General features: G+C 32.2%; 19 protein-coding genes and 1 tRNA gene. 3 read left to right on the forward strand and 17 right to left on the reverse strand.

What is annotated here, in order from left to right:
- Positions 1-9: 9 nt before the first annotated feature.
- From plsY to ABIN61_04835, 10 genes are read right to left on the reverse strand one after another with little or no spacing between them, the layout of a single operon-like run.
- A complete protein-coding gene (gene plsY / locus ABIN61_04790; GenBank protein ID MEO0293525.1) occupies positions 10-588 on the reverse strand; it encodes a glycerol-3-phosphate 1-O-acyltransferase PlsY in 579 nt (192 codons plus the stop codon).
- Between the two features lies 1 nt (position 589).
- Entirely contained in the window at positions 590-1,852 is a 1,263-nt protein-coding gene (gene der / locus ABIN61_04795; GenBank protein MEO0293526.1) for a ribosome biogenesis GTPase Der, read from the reverse strand.
- Complete coding sequence (locus ABIN61_04800) at positions 1,849-3,102, reverse strand: DUF512 domain-containing protein (protein ID MEO0293527.1); 1,254 nt, start codon at positions 3,100-3,102, stop codon at positions 1,849-1,851. The genes der and ABIN61_04800 overlap by 4 nt, the downstream gene beginning before the upstream one ends.
- Before the next feature lie 36 nt (positions 3,103-3,138).
- Positions 3,139-3,747, reverse strand: a complete 609-nt coding sequence (locus tag ABIN61_04805) for a response regulator (GenBank protein MEO0293528.1) — start codon at positions 3,745-3,747, stop codon at positions 3,139-3,141.
- Positions 3,744-4,454, reverse strand: a complete 711-nt coding sequence (locus tag ABIN61_04810) for a HAMP domain-containing sensor histidine kinase (GenBank protein MEO0293529.1) — start codon at positions 4,452-4,454, stop codon at positions 3,744-3,746. Before ABIN61_04810 ends, ABIN61_04805 begins: the two co-directional genes overlap by 4 nt.
- 12 nt (positions 4,455-4,466) lie before the next feature.
- Positions 4,467-5,030 (reverse strand): flavin reductase family protein, encoded by a 564-nt coding sequence (locus ABIN61_04815; protein MEO0293530.1) that lies wholly within the window; start codon positions 5,028-5,030, stop codon positions 4,467-4,469.
- Positions 5,017-5,805: a TatD family hydrolase gene (locus ABIN61_04820; protein ID MEO0293531.1), complete on the reverse strand. Its 789-nt coding sequence runs from the start codon at positions 5,803-5,805 to the stop codon at positions 5,017-5,019. The genes ABIN61_04815 and ABIN61_04820 overlap by 14 nt, the downstream gene beginning before the upstream one ends.
- 11 nt (positions 5,806-5,816) lie before the next feature.
- Positions 5,817-6,014 carry a twin-arginine translocase TatA/TatE family subunit gene (locus ABIN61_04825; protein MEO0293532.1) on the reverse strand — a complete coding sequence of 66 codons (198 nt, stop codon included), beginning with the start codon at positions 6,012-6,014 and terminating at the stop codon, positions 5,817-5,819.
- 55 nt (positions 6,015-6,069) lie between these two features.
- Positions 6,070-6,582, reverse strand: coding sequence for a hypothetical protein (locus ABIN61_04830; protein ID MEO0293533.1), 513 nt, complete (start codon positions 6,580-6,582; stop codon positions 6,070-6,072).
- Position 6,583: 1 nt separating this feature from the next.
- The gene (locus tag ABIN61_04835; GenBank protein ID MEO0293534.1) at positions 6,584-7,720 is read right to left on the reverse strand and encodes a M48 family metallopeptidase; all 1,137 of its coding nucleotides are present in this window, start codon (positions 7,718-7,720) and stop codon (positions 6,584-6,586) included.
- An 88-nt stretch (positions 7,721-7,808) separates the two neighbouring features.
- Between ABIN61_04835 and ABIN61_04840 the strand changes: the two genes are divergently transcribed.
- Positions 7,809-9,053 carry a hypothetical protein gene (locus ABIN61_04840; protein MEO0293535.1) on the forward strand — a complete coding sequence of 415 codons (1,245 nt, stop codon included), beginning with the start codon at positions 7,809-7,811 and terminating at the stop codon, positions 9,051-9,053.
- Here the strand turns inward: ABIN61_04840 and ABIN61_04845 are convergent.
- Genes ABIN61_04845 through ABIN61_04870 form a run of 6 tightly spaced genes read right to left on the reverse strand, consistent with a single transcriptional unit; the run spans position 9,050 to position 15,931 of the window.
- Positions 9,050-10,132 carry an oligopeptide/dipeptide ABC transporter ATP-binding protein gene (locus ABIN61_04845; GenBank protein MEO0293536.1) on the reverse strand — a complete coding sequence of 361 codons (1,083 nt, stop codon included), beginning with the start codon at positions 10,130-10,132 and terminating at the stop codon, positions 9,050-9,052. The two genes, ABIN61_04840 and ABIN61_04845, sit on opposite strands and share 4 nt — an antisense overlap.
- Positions 10,132-11,115, reverse strand: a complete 984-nt coding sequence (locus ABIN61_04850; GenBank protein ID MEO0293537.1) for an ABC transporter ATP-binding protein — start codon at positions 11,113-11,115, stop codon at positions 10,132-10,134. The genes ABIN61_04845 and ABIN61_04850 overlap by 1 nt, the downstream gene beginning before the upstream one ends.
- 6 nt (positions 11,116-11,121) lie before the next feature.
- Entirely contained in the window at positions 11,122-12,291 is a 1,170-nt protein-coding gene (locus ABIN61_04855) for an ABC transporter permease subunit (GenBank protein MEO0293538.1), read from the reverse strand.
- 11 nt (positions 12,292-12,302) lie between these two features.
- Complete coding sequence (locus ABIN61_04860; protein ID MEO0293539.1) at positions 12,303-13,331, reverse strand: ABC transporter permease subunit; 1,029 nt, start codon at positions 13,329-13,331, stop codon at positions 12,303-12,305.
- Positions 13,328-15,271: an ABC transporter substrate-binding protein gene (locus ABIN61_04865; GenBank protein ID MEO0293540.1), complete on the reverse strand. Its 1,944-nt coding sequence runs from the start codon at positions 15,269-15,271 to the stop codon at positions 13,328-13,330. Before ABIN61_04865 ends, ABIN61_04860 begins: the two co-directional genes overlap by 4 nt.
- Before the next feature lie 27 nt (positions 15,272-15,298).
- Positions 15,299-15,931 carry a hypothetical protein gene (locus ABIN61_04870; GenBank protein ID MEO0293541.1) on the reverse strand — a complete coding sequence of 211 codons (633 nt, stop codon included), beginning with the start codon at positions 15,929-15,931 and terminating at the stop codon, positions 15,299-15,301.
- 147 nt (positions 15,932-16,078) lie between these two features.
- Between ABIN61_04870 and ABIN61_04875 the strand changes: the two genes are divergently transcribed.
- Both ABIN61_04875 and ABIN61_04880 read left to right on the forward strand, forming a co-directional pair.
- A tRNA-Phe gene (locus ABIN61_04875) sits at positions 16,079-16,151 on the forward strand.
- 12 nt (positions 16,152-16,163) lie between these two features.
- A complete protein-coding gene (locus ABIN61_04880) occupies positions 16,164-16,478 on the forward strand; it encodes a hypothetical protein (GenBank protein MEO0293542.1) in 315 nt (104 codons plus the stop codon).
- Between the two features lie 3 nt (positions 16,479-16,481).
- Here ABIN61_04880 and ABIN61_04885 read toward each other — a convergent pair whose 3' ends face one another.
- Positions 16,482-17,099 (reverse strand): S24 family peptidase, encoded by a 618-nt coding sequence (locus ABIN61_04885; protein MEO0293543.1) that lies wholly within the window; start codon positions 17,097-17,099, stop codon positions 16,482-16,484.
- Positions 17,100-18,593 lie beyond the last annotated feature (1,494 nt).

Raw genomic sequence — 18,593 nt, forward strand, 5'->3', positions numbered from 1 at the left:
ATTTTGTTTTTAAAAAATTGGCTTCTCTTTACCTTTAATAAGCCTTAAAATGTTCTCCCTGTGTGTAAAAAAAACCAAGATGGTAATAAAAATAGAGACAAAAAAAAGAGAAAGATGGAAAGGGCTTGCAAAAAAGAAATAAAAAAATGGAAAGCAAAATGCAGAACCAAGAGAACCAACAGAAACTCTCCTTGAGAAAACAAGAAGCAAAATCCAAACTCCAAAAGCCAAAAGAGCAGGAATAGGCATAAGAGCAACAACACCGCCAAATCCTGTAGCAACTCCTTTTCCTCCTTTAAAACGAAGAAAAGGTGTGGTCATATGGCCAAGAATTGAACCGAGAAGGGCAAGAAGACCTAAAAAAATAGAAATATTTGAAAAATAAACCACAGGTATAAAACCTTTTAAAAAATCAAGAACAAAAACAAAAATCCCTTCTTTTTTTCCTACAACTCTAAAAACATTGGTAGAACCTATGTTTCCACTACCAACTTTCCTTAAATCATACCCCTTAACCCTTCCCACAATATAACCAAAAGGAATACTTCCAAGAAAATAAGAAGAAAAAAAAGCAAAAATTTTCCACATATTACCTCCTTTTAAGTTTTATTGAAATTGGTATTCCTTCAAAGTCAATTTCTTTTCTTATTCTATTTATAAGATACTTTTTGTATTGATCATCAAAATCACCCTTATAATTCGTTTCCAAAACAATATTCCCACCCTTCTCTTTCACAGAATATAACTTAATTTTCTTAAAAATATTTGGTGGAGGATAATAACTAATGGCTTCTTCGATAACCCTCTTTAGTTCCGGATGTTTCTTTTTTAGCTTATCAGTAATAGAAAGGGCCAATGATAAAGACTTATCCACTCCTTCCATTGTTATAGAAGAAATACAAACTTTTGGAATCCAATTAAATACTGAAAGCTCCTTTTCATAATAAAGAATAACTTCTTTTCTTTTCTCCATTGGGACAAGATCAAATTTGGAAAGAAGGATCACAATGGGTCTCTCTCTCTCAATAGCCCACTTTATTATATTTTTATCCTGTTTTGAAACTTTAGAAGTAGAATCTATCAGAATAAGGACAACATCAGATTCTTCTATTGCCCTAATAGCTCTAAGAAAAGAATAATATTCTATCCCTTTCAACTTTGACTTTTTCTTTAATCCAGCGGTATCTACAAGAACTATGGGTCTACCTTTATATTCCAAGTAAGAATTTATACTATCTCTCGTTGTTCCTGGCTCTTCAGCTGTAATCACCTTCTGGTATCCCATTATCGCGTTTACATAAGTTGACTTTCCCGTGTTCGGTTTTCCTATAATACCTATTGTTGTCCCCCGAATTACCTCTCCTTCCTCACAATTCAAAAGAACCCATCTTAAAAGCTCATCAACTCCTTTACCATTTAAAGCAGAAATCCTAAAAGTTTCATCAAGAACCAACTCTCCAAATTCGGGAATCACATTAAGCCCTTCCCCTTTATCTATTTTGTTAACAACAAGAGCCTTCTTACCAGGAAATTTTCTCACATAACCTGCAATTTCTCTATCAAGGAATGAAATTCCTTCTTTTGCATCCACTAATAAAAGAATGATATCTGCCTCTTCCAAAGCAAAATTCACTTGCTCTCTCACTTGAGCCTCAAGAGGATCAGAAGAAAACTGAAGACCTCCTGTATCAATTAAAATTAAAGGTTTCCCCTCTTTTTCTACCACTCCATAAACTCTATCTCTAGTAACACCAGGCTGTTCATCCACTATTGAACGTTTCTCATTTAAAAGACGATTAAAAAGGGTAGACTTGCCAACATTTGGTTTTCCAATAATAGCGATAGTATTCATCTCAAATTTCCAAGTTGCACAACATCATAAGGAGCTACAATTATTTTCTTTTTGAGATTATTCTCTAAAATTGAAAGAGAACACCCATCTATAAATAATCCTTCATCATTCACTATATCTGGTGGTAAAATTACAAATTCAGCTTGATAGTTATAAAGAAGTCCAAGGAGGTCCCATCCTCCAAGTAAAGGAGCTACCTCCACAGTCTCTCCAAAATATCTATTTTTAAAAGAAACTACCTCTGCCTTCACCCCAGCTTCCTTAAATCTAAACTCAAGTTTTTGAACACTCTCATAAGCAAGAATCCCTGTAACAAGTAAAACTTCCCCATCAAAAAGAGGAACATCTAATAACTCTAAACCATCCAAAAATTTTCTTGTTAACCCGATTCCATTTTCCAATTGAGGAAAATCATCATAAAAGGAAAGAGGAGGTATAGGATTATTCGTTTTTATATAAAACTCATCTGCTAAATATATAATCCTTTTTTTCTTTTTCCTTACTAATTCTTCTTGATAAGGCTCCACTAATCTTATAACTCCCTCCATCCATTTCGGAGTAGGATTTTTAATCTCCGGAAGATTACTGCGAAAGCTTGTCAACCCTACAGGAACAATACCTATAGATTCTAACAAATCTAAAGATAAAAGATCCTCTAAGGTTTCATTCAAGATTTCTCCATCATTTACCCCAGGGAGAAGAACAATCTGAGTATGAAGTTTTATTCCACCATCACAAAGCCTTTTTAGCTGTGCCATTATCTCCCCTGCTTTTTTATTTCTCATCATTTCAATCCTTTTTCTTGGATTGGTTGTATGAACTGAGATATAAAGAGGGCTAAGCTTCATTTCTATTATTCTTTTGAAATCCTCTTCTTTGAAATTTGTAAGAGAGAGGTAATTACCATAAAGGAAAGACATCCTATAATCATCGTCTTTTATGAGCAAAGATTCTCTTGCAAGAGGGGGATTTTGGTCAACAAAACAAAAAATACAATTATTTTCACATAACCTTATCTCAAATTCCTTAGATTCAATACCTATGGGTTCCTCCTCCCCCTTTTTAATATCATAAATATGAGTTTCCTTTTTGTCTAAGATTTTAATTCTTATTGATTCCCCAATTTCAAAAAATTTTAAATCAAGAGGGTCATTTATTTCTTTATCATCTATAGAAATTAGATGCATCCCTTTTTTCAATCCTATTTTATCTGCAATTGAACGTTTTTTTACTTTATCTATTCTAATCATATTGGAAAATAGACTCCTCTTCAACAAAATTGTTAATTAAAACTCAATTTTTATTTCACCTTTATTTAAGGAAGCTATTTTAGAAAGTGCTTTTTCTCCCTCCAAATCAGCAATCTTACTCTTTTTTATCTTTCCTCCTTTAATCTCAACAATACCATCACCAAAAGGCGAACTAATTAAAAGTCTGCAATCAACTTTCTGTTCTTTTAAGGTATTAATGAACTCCACAATAAAAATTTTATCAATTTCAACCTCACTCCTTTTCCTATCAACAATCTCCTTCATCAATCTACTCGCCTCAAGTCTCTTTTTTACTTTCTTTACCAAAAGAGCACCATTAAAAGGCTTGGTTATATAATCTGTTGCTCCAAGTTCATATCCCTTTGAATATTCATCAATCTCTGACTTTACTGTTAAGAAGATAAACGGGATAATTGGAAATTTTTCTCTCACTTTTTTTATAAACTCAAATCCATCCATCTCAGGCATCACCACATCTGAAATTATCAATTCGGGAGTCTCTTCATTCAACACTTTTAATCCCTCCTCTCCATTCTCAGCAACTCTGACCTCATAACCAGCCCTCTGGAGTGCCTTTTTCAAAATCATTCGTAATGCTTTATTATCCTCCACAACTAAAATCATCCATCCTCCTTCCTTCTACCTTTAATTTGACGCCTCTCTTTACCTGAACGTCTATCAACAAAGTGAAAATCTCTGGGCATTTCTATAATGAACTTCGTCCCTTTTCCATAAATACTTTCCACGTTAATCTTTCCAAAATGCTCATAAACTATCTTTCTCACCAAATACAAACCTATCCCAATTCCTCCCTTTTTCCTTGATTTAAACTTCTTAAAAATTGAGTTTACATCTCCTTTAATTCCCTTCCCATTATCTTTTACCCAAAACTCAACCATATTCCCTTCCTTCTTCCTTCCTCCTACTTCAATTTTTCCTTCTTCTCCTACTTCTTCATAGGCATTATTTATAAGATTTATCAAAACAGATTTAATAAGATTCTTATCACAAAGAACCTGAGGAAAATCCTCACTAAAATTAAAAAAAACATGATTATTATTTCCTATTACTATTCTTGCGCTTTCTCTTGCTAACTTCTCAATATCAACCTCTTCAAGTTTTAGGTCAAATTGTCCACTTAAGCTAAGAAAATCTAATGTAATATCTCGAAGATATTCTAATTCTTCTAAAAGTGCCTCGCTAATTTCTTTAACCTCTTTATCCTTTGATTCGGAAAGCATCCCAAGCCCCATTTTAAGTCCAGAAAGAGAATTCTTTATCTCGTGAACTATTAAAGTTAATCCCTCTCTTTCGCTTAATTCACCTTTCATTTGATTTAAATTTTAATTTTTTATTTCTCCCTTGTCAACCCTCCCAGTAGAACACATAAAAACATCACCACCAAGATGATAAATAAGTTCCGCTTTCAAAGGATCCCATATCTCATTCTTGAATAGAACCTTCACAGCTTCTACATATAGAACTTCGCCAAAAAATACAATATGATCTCCAAGCTCCTTATAATCTATTAAGGTGCACTCAATAGCACCAATACATTCTCCAATTTTCGGTGTATTTGATAATCTTAAAGGTTTCTGTTGTGTAAGCTTCGCCTTCTCAAATTTGTCAACATCTCTACCAGAATGGGTTCCACAATATAAGACTTTATCTAATAGATTCCAAGTGGGAATATTTACTATAAATTCTTTTCCTTTTTTTATTAATTCTGCAGAATACCTAGACGTTCCAATAGAAACACCAATTATAGGTGGTTTAATAGAAACTGGCATATGCCAAGCAACTGTAATAATATTGGATTTACCTTTATAACTGGATGTAACAAGTATTAAATTCCCCGAATTTATTAATCTATTTGCCTTAGAAATAGGAACTTTAATCTTTTCCATTAGAGCCCCCTTTAGTGGAATTATTTATTCCAAACAAATTTACTGTATTATCATATATTCTATTTGAAACTTCCTCAAAACTTTTATTCTTTATCTCTGTGATTTTTTTTACCACATAAATTGTGTAAGCAGGTTCATTTCTTTTCCCTCTTTTTGGATGCGGAGTAAGATAAGGAGCATCTGTTTCTACCAGAACATTATCAAGAGAAATTTCTTTCAAGACCTTAGCAATTTTAGCATTCGGATATGTAATAACACCTCCCACACCGAGATAAAAACTCATCTCAATAACCCTCTCAGCTACATCCTCTGAACCGTTAAAAGCATGAAATACTCCTTTACAAGAAAATTCTTTAACTATTTTAATCACATCTTCAATTGAATCTCTTGTATGAATAATTACAGGAAGGTTATTCTCCTCTGCAATTTTAAGTTGCCTTTTAAAAACATCTATTTGAATCTCTTTTGGTGAAATGTTCCTGTAATAATCAAGCCCAATCTCTCCAATTGCAACAACTTTCTTGTTTTTTACAAGTTTCCTTATTTCTTCTTCAACAACATCGTCATAAAATTTTGCATCGTGAGGATGCACTCCACAAGCTGCATAAACATTTTCAAATTTCCAAGCAAGTTCAACTGCCTCTTTACTTGAAAGTAAATCCCAACCAGGAATGATTATTTTCTCTACTCCTACTTTTTTTGCCTCCTGGATGAGTTTTTCTATTTCACCTCTAAATCTCTTATCCTGGAGATGGCAATGAGAATCACATATCATTAAGCGAAAACCTACTTATCTTTTTCTTCGGAAGCTTCGTTCCCTTCCTCTTCGTCCAGTTCATTAGAAGTTTCTCTTAAAGATTTTTTAAATTCTCTTATTGCTTTGCCCATAGACTTACCTATTTCTGGTAGTCTCTTTGCTCCAAATAAAAGAAGCGCTATGAGTAAAATGAGAATTATTTCAGGCCATCCAATTGGTCCAAACATCTTCTTCCTCCTTTTTAAATAGTATAAAGAAAAATACAAAAAGTCAAGATAAAACTTATTTGTTCAAAAGAGAATTAATCCGATCCATAATTTTATTTGAAATTTCTGGAATATCAAAAGTTTTCGAGGCAGAAGTGATCATTTCTACATTAAATCCTTCCGGCTTCCATGAACCAACTCCAGATGTAATCACAAGAATTACCTCATTAGGATTTTTCACTCTACCAAGAAATTCTCTAACTGGTTCAGGAACTCTCCAAGCCTCTGTCGTATGAATCAAAATCTCAAAATCCCATTCCTCTTGATGTATCTCTTTTAAAGAAGAAATATCTATCACTTTAACATAAAAATTCTTATTTCTAAGCCTTGTAGTAAGAGTATCCACCAAGAGATTCTTATATTCACTTCCTTGAGAAGCAATAAGAATCTTTGTTTCTGCTTCTTGGCTTCCTAACTCAAAAGGTTTGGCAACATCTTGAATATTGCATAATAAATAAATCCCAAAAACCACACCAGCCAATAAAACAATAGAGCCAAACAAAATTAAAACTATCTTCATTATCTTCATTTTACCTCCCTTTTTGGAATTCCTCAGCCATTTCCAATCTTTCTCCTATTGGAGGATGAGTGTAATAAATTAACTTAACCAAAAAACCTGGGTACGCGTTGGAAAGATTCCTGTTAGCAAGTCCGGCCATTGCTCTTTTAAATGCTTCTGGATCCTCAGTAAGATTAAGAGCTTCCTTATCTGCTTGGATCTCAAAAAGACGCAAAAGAAAATTTTGAAGGATTTTTAAGAAAACAAGATCTATAAGACTAAGAAACAACAAAAACATAGGAAGTAATGCAATATTATCTCTAAAGCCTTTTAAGAAAGTAGGAAAAAAATAACTAAAAGTTAAATGTAAAATATAAAAAGAGAATAGATTAAAGAAAAGACCTGTAAAGATTATCTTTGGAATATGGGCTCTTTTATAATGACCCACCTCATGGGCAAGAACCGCTTTTATTTCATCTATCTTCATATTATTAATTAAATTGTCTGTTAAAATAACCCTCTTTGTCTTCCCTAATCCTGCGAGCATTGCATTCTCTTTTGTCGTTTTTCTACTCGTATCTTCTTTAAAAAAACCTCTAAATTTTAACCCACCTTTTTCAAGAATTTCTTTTAGAGATTTTTTTAATTCTTCATCTTCTATAAGCTCATATTTATGGAAAATAGGCATAATCCAAATAGGAAAGACGATCGAAACAGCAATAGAAAAAAGGAGCATAAAGCTGGAAGCCACTAACCACCAAAGTGACTCAAACTTTTCAAAGATAATAAGAAGTGCACCAAAGATAAGAATACTAAAAATTAGAGAAATCAAAAAACTTTTCAGGTGATCCTTTAACCATTCCTTTTTACTCTGTTTCAAAAAACCAAATTTCTTTTCAATAATAAATCCTGAAATATAGGAAAGAGGAAATGTTATTAAATCTTGAGTTATTCCATAAATAAGAAGGTAAATAACAAATAAGATGAAAACAGAAGAAAATACCTTTGAATGAGCAATTTTCCCAGATAAACCTGAGAAATAAAAAAACAAATTAAAGAAAGAAGAAATTATACTCCCCCATAAAGAGATTTTTCTCCTCTCTTTTTCGTATGCCTTTGCTTTCTCCTGAAGCCTTTCATCAAGAAGTGGATGAATCCTTTTTTCCATTTTCAATAAAGAAGATGTGCTTTTCTCAAAAATTTGCAAGGGGTATTTTGAACTTGTATTTAAAAAATTTTATCTTATTTTTATAAAAATGGAAAAATTAAAGGGAAAAGCCCTTTTTCTTCTCAAAAATAACATAAATAAAGGTTACAGCAAGAATCTAAATAGAGAGTACTTTTACATCTCTCCAGACAAAATCCACTTCCACCAATGGTTTTGGGACTCCTGTTTTCATACAATAGTCACTTCAAAGTTAGAACCAGAATTGGCAAAGAAAGAATTTGAAACCTTACTCTCTGTTCAAAAAGAAGATGGTTTCTTGCCTCATATTATTTTCTGGAAATTAAGATTTAAAGACCATTTAAAAAGATGGTGGCTAGAAGAAGTAAACAGGAAAGAAACCATCTTCTTTTCTGCCGAAATTCAACCTCCTGTGATTGGAATTTCTCTTCTTGAGATCTATAAAAATACAAAAGACATTTCTTTTGTTAAAAGAAATATAGAGAAAGTCGAAAAATATTACTCCTATCTAAGGGATAAAAGAGATCCTGATAAAGATGCTCTTGTCTCAATAATAACTCCTATGGAATCAGGGATGGACCTTTCCCCTCAGTATGATGTTGTCTTCGGAAATTATATTCATAATCCTATAATAACAAGAAAAAAAATTAAAGAATTACTAAAAAACTACAAAAAATGGAATTGGGATCTTGAAAAAATCTTCAAAATTTCACTTTTTGATGTTGAGGATGTCTCTTTCAACACAATTTATTGCCTTGGTTTATTCGCTCTTTGCGAATTGTATAGTCTTTTCAATAAAAGTAAAGAAAAAGAACTAAAAGAATGGAGCTCTCTCGTAAAGAAATCCATTATAGAAAAATTTTGGGATAAAAAAGAAAAGCTCTATTTTAGCTTATTTCATAAAGAAGGGAAAGAATTCCCAATGAAAGTTAAAACCATTTCTTCTCTCTTTCCTCTAACACTCCCAATTCCCAAAAATCACATCAATCATTTAATACAACATTTAAAAAGCGAAAAAGAATTCTGGAGTAAATACCCAATCCCCTCCGTTGCAAGAGACGAACCATCTTTTGGCCCTTTAACTGATACTCGGTTCCTATGGAGAGGGACAACATGGATTAACACAAACTGGTTTATTATAAAAGGACTACAGAAACACGGATATAAAAAGCTATCCCTAGAGATCTCAAAAAAAACAATTGAACTTATAAAAAAATTTGATTTTTGCGAATTTTACGACCCTTTAGATGGACATCCTGGAAAAGCAATGAAGAATTTTAGCTGGTCTACTCTTGTAATAGAACTATTAAATTAAAACTCTCCAGGGAAAAAACACTTTACAAAATGCCCTTTTTTCACCTCAAAGAAAGGAGGCTCCTCATCTCCTTCACAAATCTTTCTTGCAATAGGGCATCTCGGATTAAAATAGCATCCAGAGGGTTTCTCAAGAAGAGAAGGGACCTCTCCCTTTAAATCAATCTTCTCTTTCTTCTTTTTAGGATTAGGTTCGGGAACTGCTGAAAGTAAAACTTTCGAGTAAGGGTGAAGGGGATTTTTATAAATCTCTTCTGAAGAACCAACTTCCATCAATTTACCAAGATACATTATTCCTATCTCATGAGCTATATGCTTAACTAAAGATAGATCATGAGAGATAAAAATATATGTTATCCGAAACTCTTTCTGCAAATCTTGCATTAAATTTATTACCTGTGCCCGAATAGAAACATCAAGAGAAGAAACAGGCTCATCAGCAATAATTAACTCAGGATTTGTAGAAAGAGCTCTTGCAATTCCTATCCTTTGTCTTTGCCCTCCTGAAAATTCATGAGGATATCTATAAAGACAATCTTCGCTTAATCCCACTTTTCTTATTAATTTCTTTACAATCTCTTTGTTCTCTTTTCTTTTCCCAAACATCACAATAAGAGGTTCTTCTATTATTTCTTCCACAGTAAACCTTGGATTGAGAGAAGAAAATGGGTCTTGAAAAATCATTTGAATTTTTTGGCGATAATATCTTAATTCTTTTCTGTTTAACTTCGGAAGATCAATTTTTACTCTTTGTTTTCTCCCATCTTCTAACTCCTCCTCATCATAGTAAAAAATATCTCCTTCTTTTGGATGCACGAGTCTAACTATTGTTTTTCCAATTGTAGACTTTCCGCAACCTGTTTCTCCGACAAGACCAAAAACTTTCCCTCTTTTCAATGTAAAACTAACTCCATCTACAGCTTTAACAAAACCCACAACCCTTCTAAAAACTCCTCCAAAAATAGGAAAATATGTTTTCAAATCTCTTACCTCAAGCAAAATCTCTTTTTTATTATCATTAATCCTAATCAATTTTCCTTTTCTTTCCATATTATTTAACCACTTTTTCTTAAAGTCCATCAATCAATTCTCCTTCTTTCATACAAATGGCAACGAACAGAGTGCTCTTTCTCCACTTTAATTAATTCTGGAACAACTCTCTCACAAATAGGCATCTTGTATTTACAGCGAGGATGAAAAGGACAACCAGGGGGTATCTCTATAATATTTGGAACATTTCCAGGTATTACTTTTAATCTATTTTTCCTTTCTTCCAATCTTGGAAGAGATTCCAATAAACCCTTTGTATAAGGATGCAAAGGGTTTTCAAAAAGAGTAATTGTCCTTGCTATTTCTTGAATCTTCCCGCAATAAATAACTGCTACCCTAACGCAGGTCTCTGCAACAACGCCCAAATCATGGGTTATTAGGAGAATTGCAGATTCTTTCTTCTTATTTTTTATCTCGGAAATAAGCCTAAGAATTTGAGCTTGAACTGTTACATCAAGGGCTGTGGTAGGTTCATCAGCTATCAAGAACTCAGGCTCACAACTAAGAGCAATCGCTATCATAACTCTCTGTCTCATCCCTCCAGAAAGTCTATGAGGATATTCATTTATTCTAAGTTCCGGAGAAGGAATTCCAACCTTCCTTAGTAAAGAAATAGCAACCTCCTTAGCTTCTTTCTTATTCATATTCTTATGGACAATCAAAGGCTCCATTATCTGATAACCTACTGTAAAAAGAGGATTTAGAGAGGTCATAGGCTCCTGAAAAATCATAGAAATCTTGTTCCCTCGGATTTTTCTCATCTCTTCCCAACTAAGTTCTAACAAATTCCTCTCCTTAAAAATTATCCTCCCACAAATTTTTCCTGGAGGATCCGGAATTAACCTCAAGATAGATAACGCTGTGACAGATTTACCAGAACCAGATTCTCCAACCAATCCTAAAAACTCCCCTTCATAAATACTAATATCTAAGCCGTCCACAGCTTTAGCTTTCGCACCGTTTATTTCAAAATGAACATTTAGATTTTCAATTCTTAATAACTCTTTACTCATAGCTTTTTATCTCATTCTTGTATAAACTCTTGGATCAAGAGCTTCCCTAATAGCCTCGCCGATAAACGCAATAAGCAAGAGAGTCAAAAACATCGCAACCATTGGAGAAAGAGTAAGCCACCAGGAATTTAAATTCGCCACACCTTGAGATAAAAGTTGTCCCCAACTTGGAGTTGGCTCTGGCAAACCAAATCCTAAAAAATCCAGAGAAGCAAGCACAGAAATTCCAGAAATTATACTAAAAGGCAAAAAAGAAATTACTGGCGTTAAAGAATTTGGTAAAATGTGAGAAAAAATTATTTTCCAATCACTCACTCCAATTGCTATAGCAGCCTGAACATAATCCTTCGCCTTTTCCCTTAGGAATTCAGCCCTTATATATCTTGCTGTTGAGATCCAAGCGAAAAGAGAAATAACTATAATCAAAATTGCAAAATTTGGTATCATTATTGAAGAAATAACCATTACAGTGAATAGAAAGGGAATTGATGCCCATATTTCAATAAAACGCAATCCAAGAAAATCGACTTTTCCTCCAAAGTAGCCCAAGAGAGCTCCAAAAAGAATCCCAATTCCATATTCTGCTAAGGTTAGAAGTAGAGAAAAACTCATATAAATTCTAAAACCATAGACAAGCCTTGCAAGAACATCCCTACCCCTATCATCTGTCCCAAGAAAATGTTTTCTATCTGGGGGGGTTGGTGGATTTCTATTGCCAAGTTCTCCCAAAAGGCTCTCATTAGGGCCATAAGGATAAGGAGCAAGAACAACAAAATCTCCTCTTTTTTCTTCTTCAAATATTCTTTTAAGTTCTCGATGATTGTCAAAGCTTCTTTTTATCTTCTCATATCTTTTATATTTTTCTCTTGAATAAATAAACTCTTTTCTGTTTTCCGGAGAAAGAGTATCTTCTTTATTCATCCAAAGTAGATATTCTTCTTTCGCCTCAATCTCTTTTTTAAAAATATCCTTTTTAAAAGAAACATCACTATAAGGGGTAAAATATATTTTATTATCAAACTTAATAAGAATTGCATTCTCGTTTATCAAAAATTCGGAGAAGAAAGATAAAAAGTAAAGAATTCCTATAATCAAAAGAGAATAATAACCTCTCTTAAAACTCTTAAATTTTTTTATTTTCTTCACTAAGATGGGTGAAATAAAAGCCTTTTGCATCTCTCCTAAATTTAGTCCAGCCTTATCCTTGGATCTATTATACAATAAAGAAAGTCAGAAAAGATATTCCCAATCATATAAAGAACTGAAGAAAAGACCAAAATTCCAAGCATCACAGGGTAATCTCTATCTAAGATTGAATTATACCCTAACATCCCAAAACCATGAATATTAAAAACTTTCTCTATTAAGAAAGAACCTGATAAAATTATAGAGAATACTCCTCCAAGACCTGTTGCAATTGGAATTAAAGAATTTCTTAAAACATGTTTCAAAATAACAGTTCTTTCAGATAAACCCTTTGCAAAAGCTGTTCGCACATAATCTTGAGCAAGATTTTCTATTAAAGAATTTTTCATCAAAATTGTAAGAGTTGCAAAAGACCCAAGAGTATAACAAAAAACAGGTAAAATCATATGGTGAATGTTATCCCAAATTTTCCCTATTAAAGTTAAATTTTCATAATCTAAAGAATGTATTCCACCTAAAGGGAATATGTTTAAAAAAGAACCTCCCCCAAATAGAACAAGAAGCACAATCCCTGCGACCCATCCTGGAATTGCATATCCTATAAAAACTATTGCGGAACTTATAAAATCAAAGAAAGACTTATGCTTAATTGCTTTTAATATCCCAAGCGGAATGCAAACAAGATATGAAAGCAAAAAACCTGTAATCCCAAACCTTAAAGAAATTGGGAATCTTTCTCTAATTACATCCCAAACAGGTCTTGAATAGGTATAAGATTCTCCCAGGTCAAAACGAACCACTTTCCAAAGCCATAATAAATATGAAATATAAAAAGGTTTATCAAATCCATAAATTCTTTTCAGTTTTTCTACCATCTCCTCAGATATAGCTGTCCCTCCACTACCAATAGTGCTACCCCCCTCACTTTGAAATTGCATTTGCCTATATTTCAAAATCGCCATTTCAACAGGTCCTCCAGGAGCAAATCTTGTAATTGTAAAGACAATAAAAGTAACTCCTATAAAAGTTGGTATCACCATTAAAAGACGCCTAATAAAATAGTTTATCATTTCTTATATTCCTCCTTAAACTCCTCCCAACTTTTAAGTTTTACCTTACTTCGAAGCATAATTTCTTTATCTTTTGCTCTCTCTAATTCTTGAGAAAGTTCCTCATCTATCCACCAAAATGCAATTATTGGCCAATATGGTTTATAATTTATAAGTCCATTATAATCAGTTTGAGAAACTCCAAACTCAGGCATTCCAAATTTATTCCAGTATAATAACTTCATATTATCCTCATACCAAAGAAGGGCTGTCATATATTTATTTACTAAAATAGAATCAAGCTCTTTTAACAAATTTATCCTTTTTTCTAAATTATATTCCTTATAATATAAATCAAGTAATTTATCAACATTTTTATCTTTAATCCCCCAAATATTAAATGAGCCTTTTTTATCGGCAAATTTTGAGTGATAGCAAAGCTCAGGGTTCGGGAAAATTTCAATTGTAAATCGCAAACCTATCATTTTAAAATTAAATTCCTCAAGATCCTTCATATTCTTAGCCCAAGTCACTCTCTTCAGGTTCAGCTTGATTCCAACTTTTTTGAGTTCTTCTTGAAGAAGTGTTTCCACCCTTGTATCATCTACCCTATAGACATTAAGCGTAATCTCAAAAACCTTACCATCTTTCATTATATAACCATCTTTATTTAAATTTTTTTGAGAAAAGCCAACTTCTTCTAAAAGTCTTATTGCTTCTTCCTTGTTGTATTCAATTTCTGGATTTTTTTCATTTTCATAAGGGAGCCCAGCAAAATAAGAATTCATAATTTTAAATTCGTTATAATAAAATTTCTCAAGAATTAAACTCCTATTTATAAGAAGAATTATCGCCTTTCTTACCCTCTCATCATTAAAAGGTTCTTCTCTCAAGTTAAAATAAAAACCATTCACATAAGGCATATTAATATAAAATCTTTGTTTTATAATGTGATTGTTTCTTATTTCTTTATTTTTTGAAGGAATATATTCTTCTGCCCAATCCTTAAGAAGCGGTCTTTCTATTTGCAAAATGTCTATCTCTCCTTTTTTAAATTTTTCCCCTATTATTGTCTCCTCAGGATAAAAAATAAAGCGAATATAATCAAAATTAAAAAGGTTTTTGTTCATCTTATAAAAATAACCCCACCAAGAAGGATTTCTCTTTAAAATTATGCATTCATTTGGAATTGCCCTTTCAAAAAGATAGGGTCCTGAACCTAATATCATCTCATTATTATATTTCTTCATATAAAGAGAAGGAGTCATTCTCCCTATTATATGTTCTGGGAGAATAAAGAATTCTTCTGTGCTTATATTAAAAAAAGCTCTCCAGGAAGGTTCTTTTGACTCAATCATTAGAACATCCTTAGAAAGAGCAACAGGTCTTTTAAATTTCAAAAACATTTCCTGCCACATAGGTTCCTTCAAATCATCACTTGTAACAAGATCCCAGGTGGCAACTGCATCAAAAGCTGTTACAGGCTTACCATCAGCCCACTTTGCTTTTGGATTTATATGATAAAAATAAATTTTTTTATCTTCGCTTATAAACCACTTATCTGCAAGAGAAGGTATATATTCAAAAGTAATAAGATCTACTTTAAGAAGGGTCTCATATAAAAGAGATCGGAGAATTGCATTTAGAAGATAAGAAGCACTCTGTCCATATATTCTTAAAGTTGCAGGATAACCAAAACACCCAAAAGTAATATAACCACCCTTTCTCGCCCTATCATCCCATAAAATAGAAGGATTATCATTTGTAACCCATTTAATTGAATTAATGAGGCTATCAATTTCTCTTTTTGTTAAATCTTTTGGGCCATATTTTTTAAATAGTTCTTCTTCTGAGACCAAAAGCTCTTTTTCTTCTAATTTTTCTTCTTTTTTACAGGAAACAGAAAACAGTAAAACCAAAGAGAACAAAATTTTTATTATTGAAAAATCTCTAAACCTCATAAGAGTTGAGCCATTAAAGAATAGTTCTTAATCCTCTTTAATTACAAAACTATCATTAGTAATATAAACTGTAAACCTTTTATTTTCTTTTGCATCCTTAAAAGAAGAATTTCCATAAACTGCGTCTATCCCCGGAATCTTTTCTCCATAGCGCATTAACCATCTCCAAAATAAAGTCTCTTCTCCCAATTCATATACAGTTCTTTCTTTACTTTTTTCATCCTCAATTGAAATATAACGCCCAGAAAGCCTCGTAATCTTATACAAAGGCTTCATCCCAAGAGACACCAAGAAATTCTCCCATTTAATTATTTGTCCATCAATCACAAACTGTTGCCCTTTAAGGTGATAAAATTTAGTTTCTTTTTTAGAATCCTTAGGAACAATTTTGACCGCAAACCAATCTTTCTCCTTAATAGGACATTCAATATAGAAAATAGGTTCATTATAAGCAAAATTTTCATAACCTTTTAAGCTAACATATAGAAGCAAAAAACAAATAGAGATAAGAGCAAAAATAATAACAAAAAGAAAATGAATCACTAGTCCAAGAATATTTTTTCTCTTTGCTTTTATTCTTTTAAAGAAAAGAATAAAAAGTAAAAAAGAAATAACTCCTGCGCCAATTCCACATAGAGGAATAAAACTAAATAGTTTCATAAAATAAATATTAATAGACTATAAAGAAAAATCAAGATAGAATTTTTAAATTTGTTTTAGAAAACTAAGCTCTTTTACCTTGAAGTCTATTATTTCCTAAAAACTGGTATTGACATTATTAAACTTCTATATATAATTATTGTTAAAGGTGAGATAGCTCAGTTGGTAGAGCACAGGACTGAAAATCCTGGTGTCGGTGGTTCGATTCCACCTCTCACCAAAATTTCAAAAAATGAAAAACTTTTTGATATTTCTTTTTTCAATATTTATTGTAGTAGAAAGTGGGTGTAAGAAAGCAAAAGAGCCACTCCAAGAGACAAAAACAATAATAAAAGAGTATGCAAGGGGTATAGTTAAGCTTCCAGATAAGACAAAAACAATTACCGAACTAACTACTATTCGCCAAGCTCTGGAAATTTACAAAGCGGAAAAAGGGGAATATCCTCAAACACTTTCTGAGTTACAAATAAATGTGGAAAACCTTAGTGCTTACGAATATGATCCTGAAAAGGGTAAAGTAAAAAGTAAATATTATCCAAATCTTTAAATTCTAATTTTTTAAACTTCTTACAACCCCTACTAATTTCCCGATGATTGCAATCTCAGATTGGTGATAAATTTGAATATCGTATTCAGGATTAGATGGAATCAAAATGACCGTGCCCCCTATCTTTTCTACCTTCTTAAAAGTAATTTCTCCTTTCTCATCGTGACTATGGAAGATTGCTACCGCATATATATTTTTTATATGAATTTCTTTAATAGATGTATCTACAACAGCCCAATCTCCTTTTAAAATGCCCAAATTCTTCATACTATCGCTTTCTACTCTAAAAAGCGCAAAATCAGGACCTACGGGTAAAATCTCTTTCATATTAATATTTTTAACAACATTCTCGGGAGCAAGAATAGCTGTTTCCGGGAAAATCCCTTCCACATAAGGATAAGCTAATTCATCGGGTTTTTCCTCAAACAATTGATTAGGGGAAATCCCAAAAAGTTCACAAACCTTAAAAACTCTGGTTGTAGGAACACTATACTTACCCTTTTCCCAGGCTTGAATTGTAGTCCAATGGACCCCAAGCATTTGCCCCAACTCTTTAAGAGTCCATCCTTTATTTTTTCTAAACCTTCTTAACCTATTTCCTATTCTCTCTTTTGGTTCCATTTTTACCTTCCTTATATTTTATAAAAATTATAATAAAAAATTAAAAATTCGCAACCTTTTGAACTTTATTTTCCAAAATCTCTCTTTTACGACTTTTGCCGTTTTATAATTTTTCTCTAGTAGGATCTTATTAAAGGTGAAAATTTATCTATGTTTTTTCTTGTGTCTATTGGCCCTTCTTCTTTTTTTTCTCTTATGTGTTTTTATTTTTTTTAACTTTCTTTTTCTACCGCATGGCATAATTTCCCTCTATTTTCCTCCTTCTTAACTTAAAGAAAGATAAAATAAAAATGCTTTCCTGTCAAGGTTTTTATTTAAATGTAATGTTAAATACAAAGCAGATGGGATACTTTGAAGAAGTTTCGCACAAAAAGATTTATAGAATTACTACGAGGTTATAAAAAATATGCAACTCTTTGATATTTAAAAATCCGATTTGATCTCGTAAAATATACCAAAAAAGAGTCTATAAACCGAAGCCATATAGAGGTAGTATCAGAGAATGAAAAGAAACGGGCAAAATATCCATAAAAGTATTAATGAGCGATTCCAGAGTTCCTGTATCCCATAAAAACCAATATAAGGATTTTAGAAAAAGGAGATGAGCCAAAAGAATTGAAGAGTAAAAAATGATGGATCTTATAAAACAAAAATCGGTATGTTTTACTCAAACAAAATACCGATCTAAATGACATTCCGTTTTATTAAAGCTTTATGATTGCCGAATTAGAGTATAGGGCCAGATATGTATCAACTGACACATATTTTACCGCCTATTCTGAGAAGATTAGTATTGCTCATTTCTTCATATCTGTCATACTTTTATGTGAGTTATAAGAGAATATTAAGGAGGATACCTATTAAAGACAAAAACTAAGCTTGTTCACTGATTATTCTAAATCTTGACAAAACTTTTAGGAAAGAAGAAGGTTTTATCCCTAGATAGGTAAGCGGACCTTGTGAATTAACTCAAAGTGTAAACCTCGACACACTGTGGCAAATTTAAAACTAAGTTGAGCGATTTTTAAGTTTCAAAACCAAGAAAATATCCTTTTAATCTAGTGATGGGAAGGATTATAGCAATTAAATAAGAAGTTTTCTTTACAGAATTATATCATAGATGCTGTTTTTCGTGGAGGAGAGGTAAACATAGCCCCTTCTTTGCCCGATAGAGGATATTTTATACAAATTTAGAAAAGTTGATGAAAAACTCCAAGAGAGCTTTAAAAAAACGGGAAAGGAATAATATTTTGAAGTAAAGACCATATCTTATCAAAAGTATAAAGTGTGGAAATATGTAAAAAAGATGGAAGAGGAAGGTTGGAAATTAGTCTGGACCAGAGAATGAGAAACATTATCTATAAATGTATTGGGGGAATAAAATGGAAGTTTTGATTGAAATTGTCTTTGGAAATGCAATCGCAGAATATGGGGTGCTTAAATCAGAGAAAAATAAAGTTATAATTTTAGGACCAAGGTTAATTCAAATTATGG

The organism is candidate division WOR-3 bacterium, assembly GCA_039804165.1.
Classification (GTDB): Bacteria; Hydrothermota; UBA3072; order UBA3072; family UBA3072; genus JAFGHJ01.

Coding starts and splice junctions, on each gene's coding strand:
- ABIN61_04825 (MEO0293532.1), bottom strand. CDS start 6,014: ATGTTTGGACCAATTGGATGGCCTGAAATAATTCTCATTTTACTCATA.
- ABIN61_04810 (MEO0293529.1), bottom strand. CDS start 4,454: ATGAAAGGTGAATTAAGCGAAAGAGAGGGATTAACTTTAATAGTTCAC.
- ABIN61_04880 (MEO0293542.1), top strand. CDS start 16,164: ATGAAAAACTTTTTGATATTTCTTTTTTCAATATTTATTGTAGTAGAA.
- der (MEO0293526.1), bottom strand. CDS start 1,852: ATGAATACTATCGCTATTATTGGAAAACCAAATGTTGGCAAGTCTACC.
- ABIN61_04850 (MEO0293537.1), bottom strand. CDS start 11,115: ATGAGTAAAGAGTTATTAAGAATTGAAAATCTAAATGTTCATTTTGAA.
- ABIN61_04840 (MEO0293535.1), top strand. CDS start 7,809: ATGGAAAAATTAAAGGGAAAAGCCCTTTTTCTTCTCAAAAATAACATA.
- ABIN61_04820 (MEO0293531.1), bottom strand. CDS start 5,805: ATGATATGTGATTCTCATTGCCATCTCCAGGATAAGAGATTTAGAGGT.
- ABIN61_04835 (MEO0293534.1), bottom strand. CDS start 7,720: ATGGAAAAAAGGATTCATCCACTTCTTGATGAAAGGCTTCAGGAGAAA.
- ABIN61_04845 (MEO0293536.1), bottom strand. CDS start 10,132: ATGGACTTTAAGAAAAAGTGGTTAAATAATATGGAAAGAAAAGGAAAA.
- ABIN61_04860 (MEO0293539.1), bottom strand. CDS start 13,331: ATGATAAACTATTTTATTAGGCGTCTTTTAATGGTGATACCAACTTTT.
- plsY (MEO0293525.1), bottom strand. CDS start 588: ATGTGGAAAATTTTTGCTTTTTTTTCTTCTTATTTTCTTGGAAGTATT.
- ABIN61_04805 (MEO0293528.1), bottom strand. CDS start 3,747: ATGATTTTAGTTGTGGAGGATAATAAAGCATTACGAATGATTTTGAAA.
- ABIN61_04815 (MEO0293530.1), bottom strand. CDS start 5,030: ATGGAAAAGATTAAAGTTCCTATTTCTAAGGCAAATAGATTAATAAAT.
- ABIN61_04830 (MEO0293533.1), bottom strand. CDS start 6,582: ATGAAGATAATGAAGATAGTTTTAATTTTGTTTGGCTCTATTGTTTTA.
- ABIN61_04870 (MEO0293541.1), bottom strand. CDS start 15,931: ATGAAACTATTTAGTTTTATTCCTCTATGTGGAATTGGCGCAGGAGTT.
- ABIN61_04800 (MEO0293527.1), bottom strand. CDS start 3,102: ATGATTAGAATAGATAAAGTAAAAAAACGTTCAATTGCAGATAAAATA.
- ABIN61_04885 (MEO0293543.1), bottom strand. CDS start 17,099: ATGGAACCAAAAGAGAGAATAGGAAATAGGTTAAGAAGGTTTAGAAAA.
- ABIN61_04855 (MEO0293538.1), bottom strand. CDS start 12,291: ATGCAAAAGGCTTTTATTTCACCCATCTTAGTGAAGAAAATAAAAAAA.
- ABIN61_04865 (MEO0293540.1), bottom strand. CDS start 15,271: ATGAGGTTTAGAGATTTTTCAATAATAAAAATTTTGTTCTCTTTGGTT.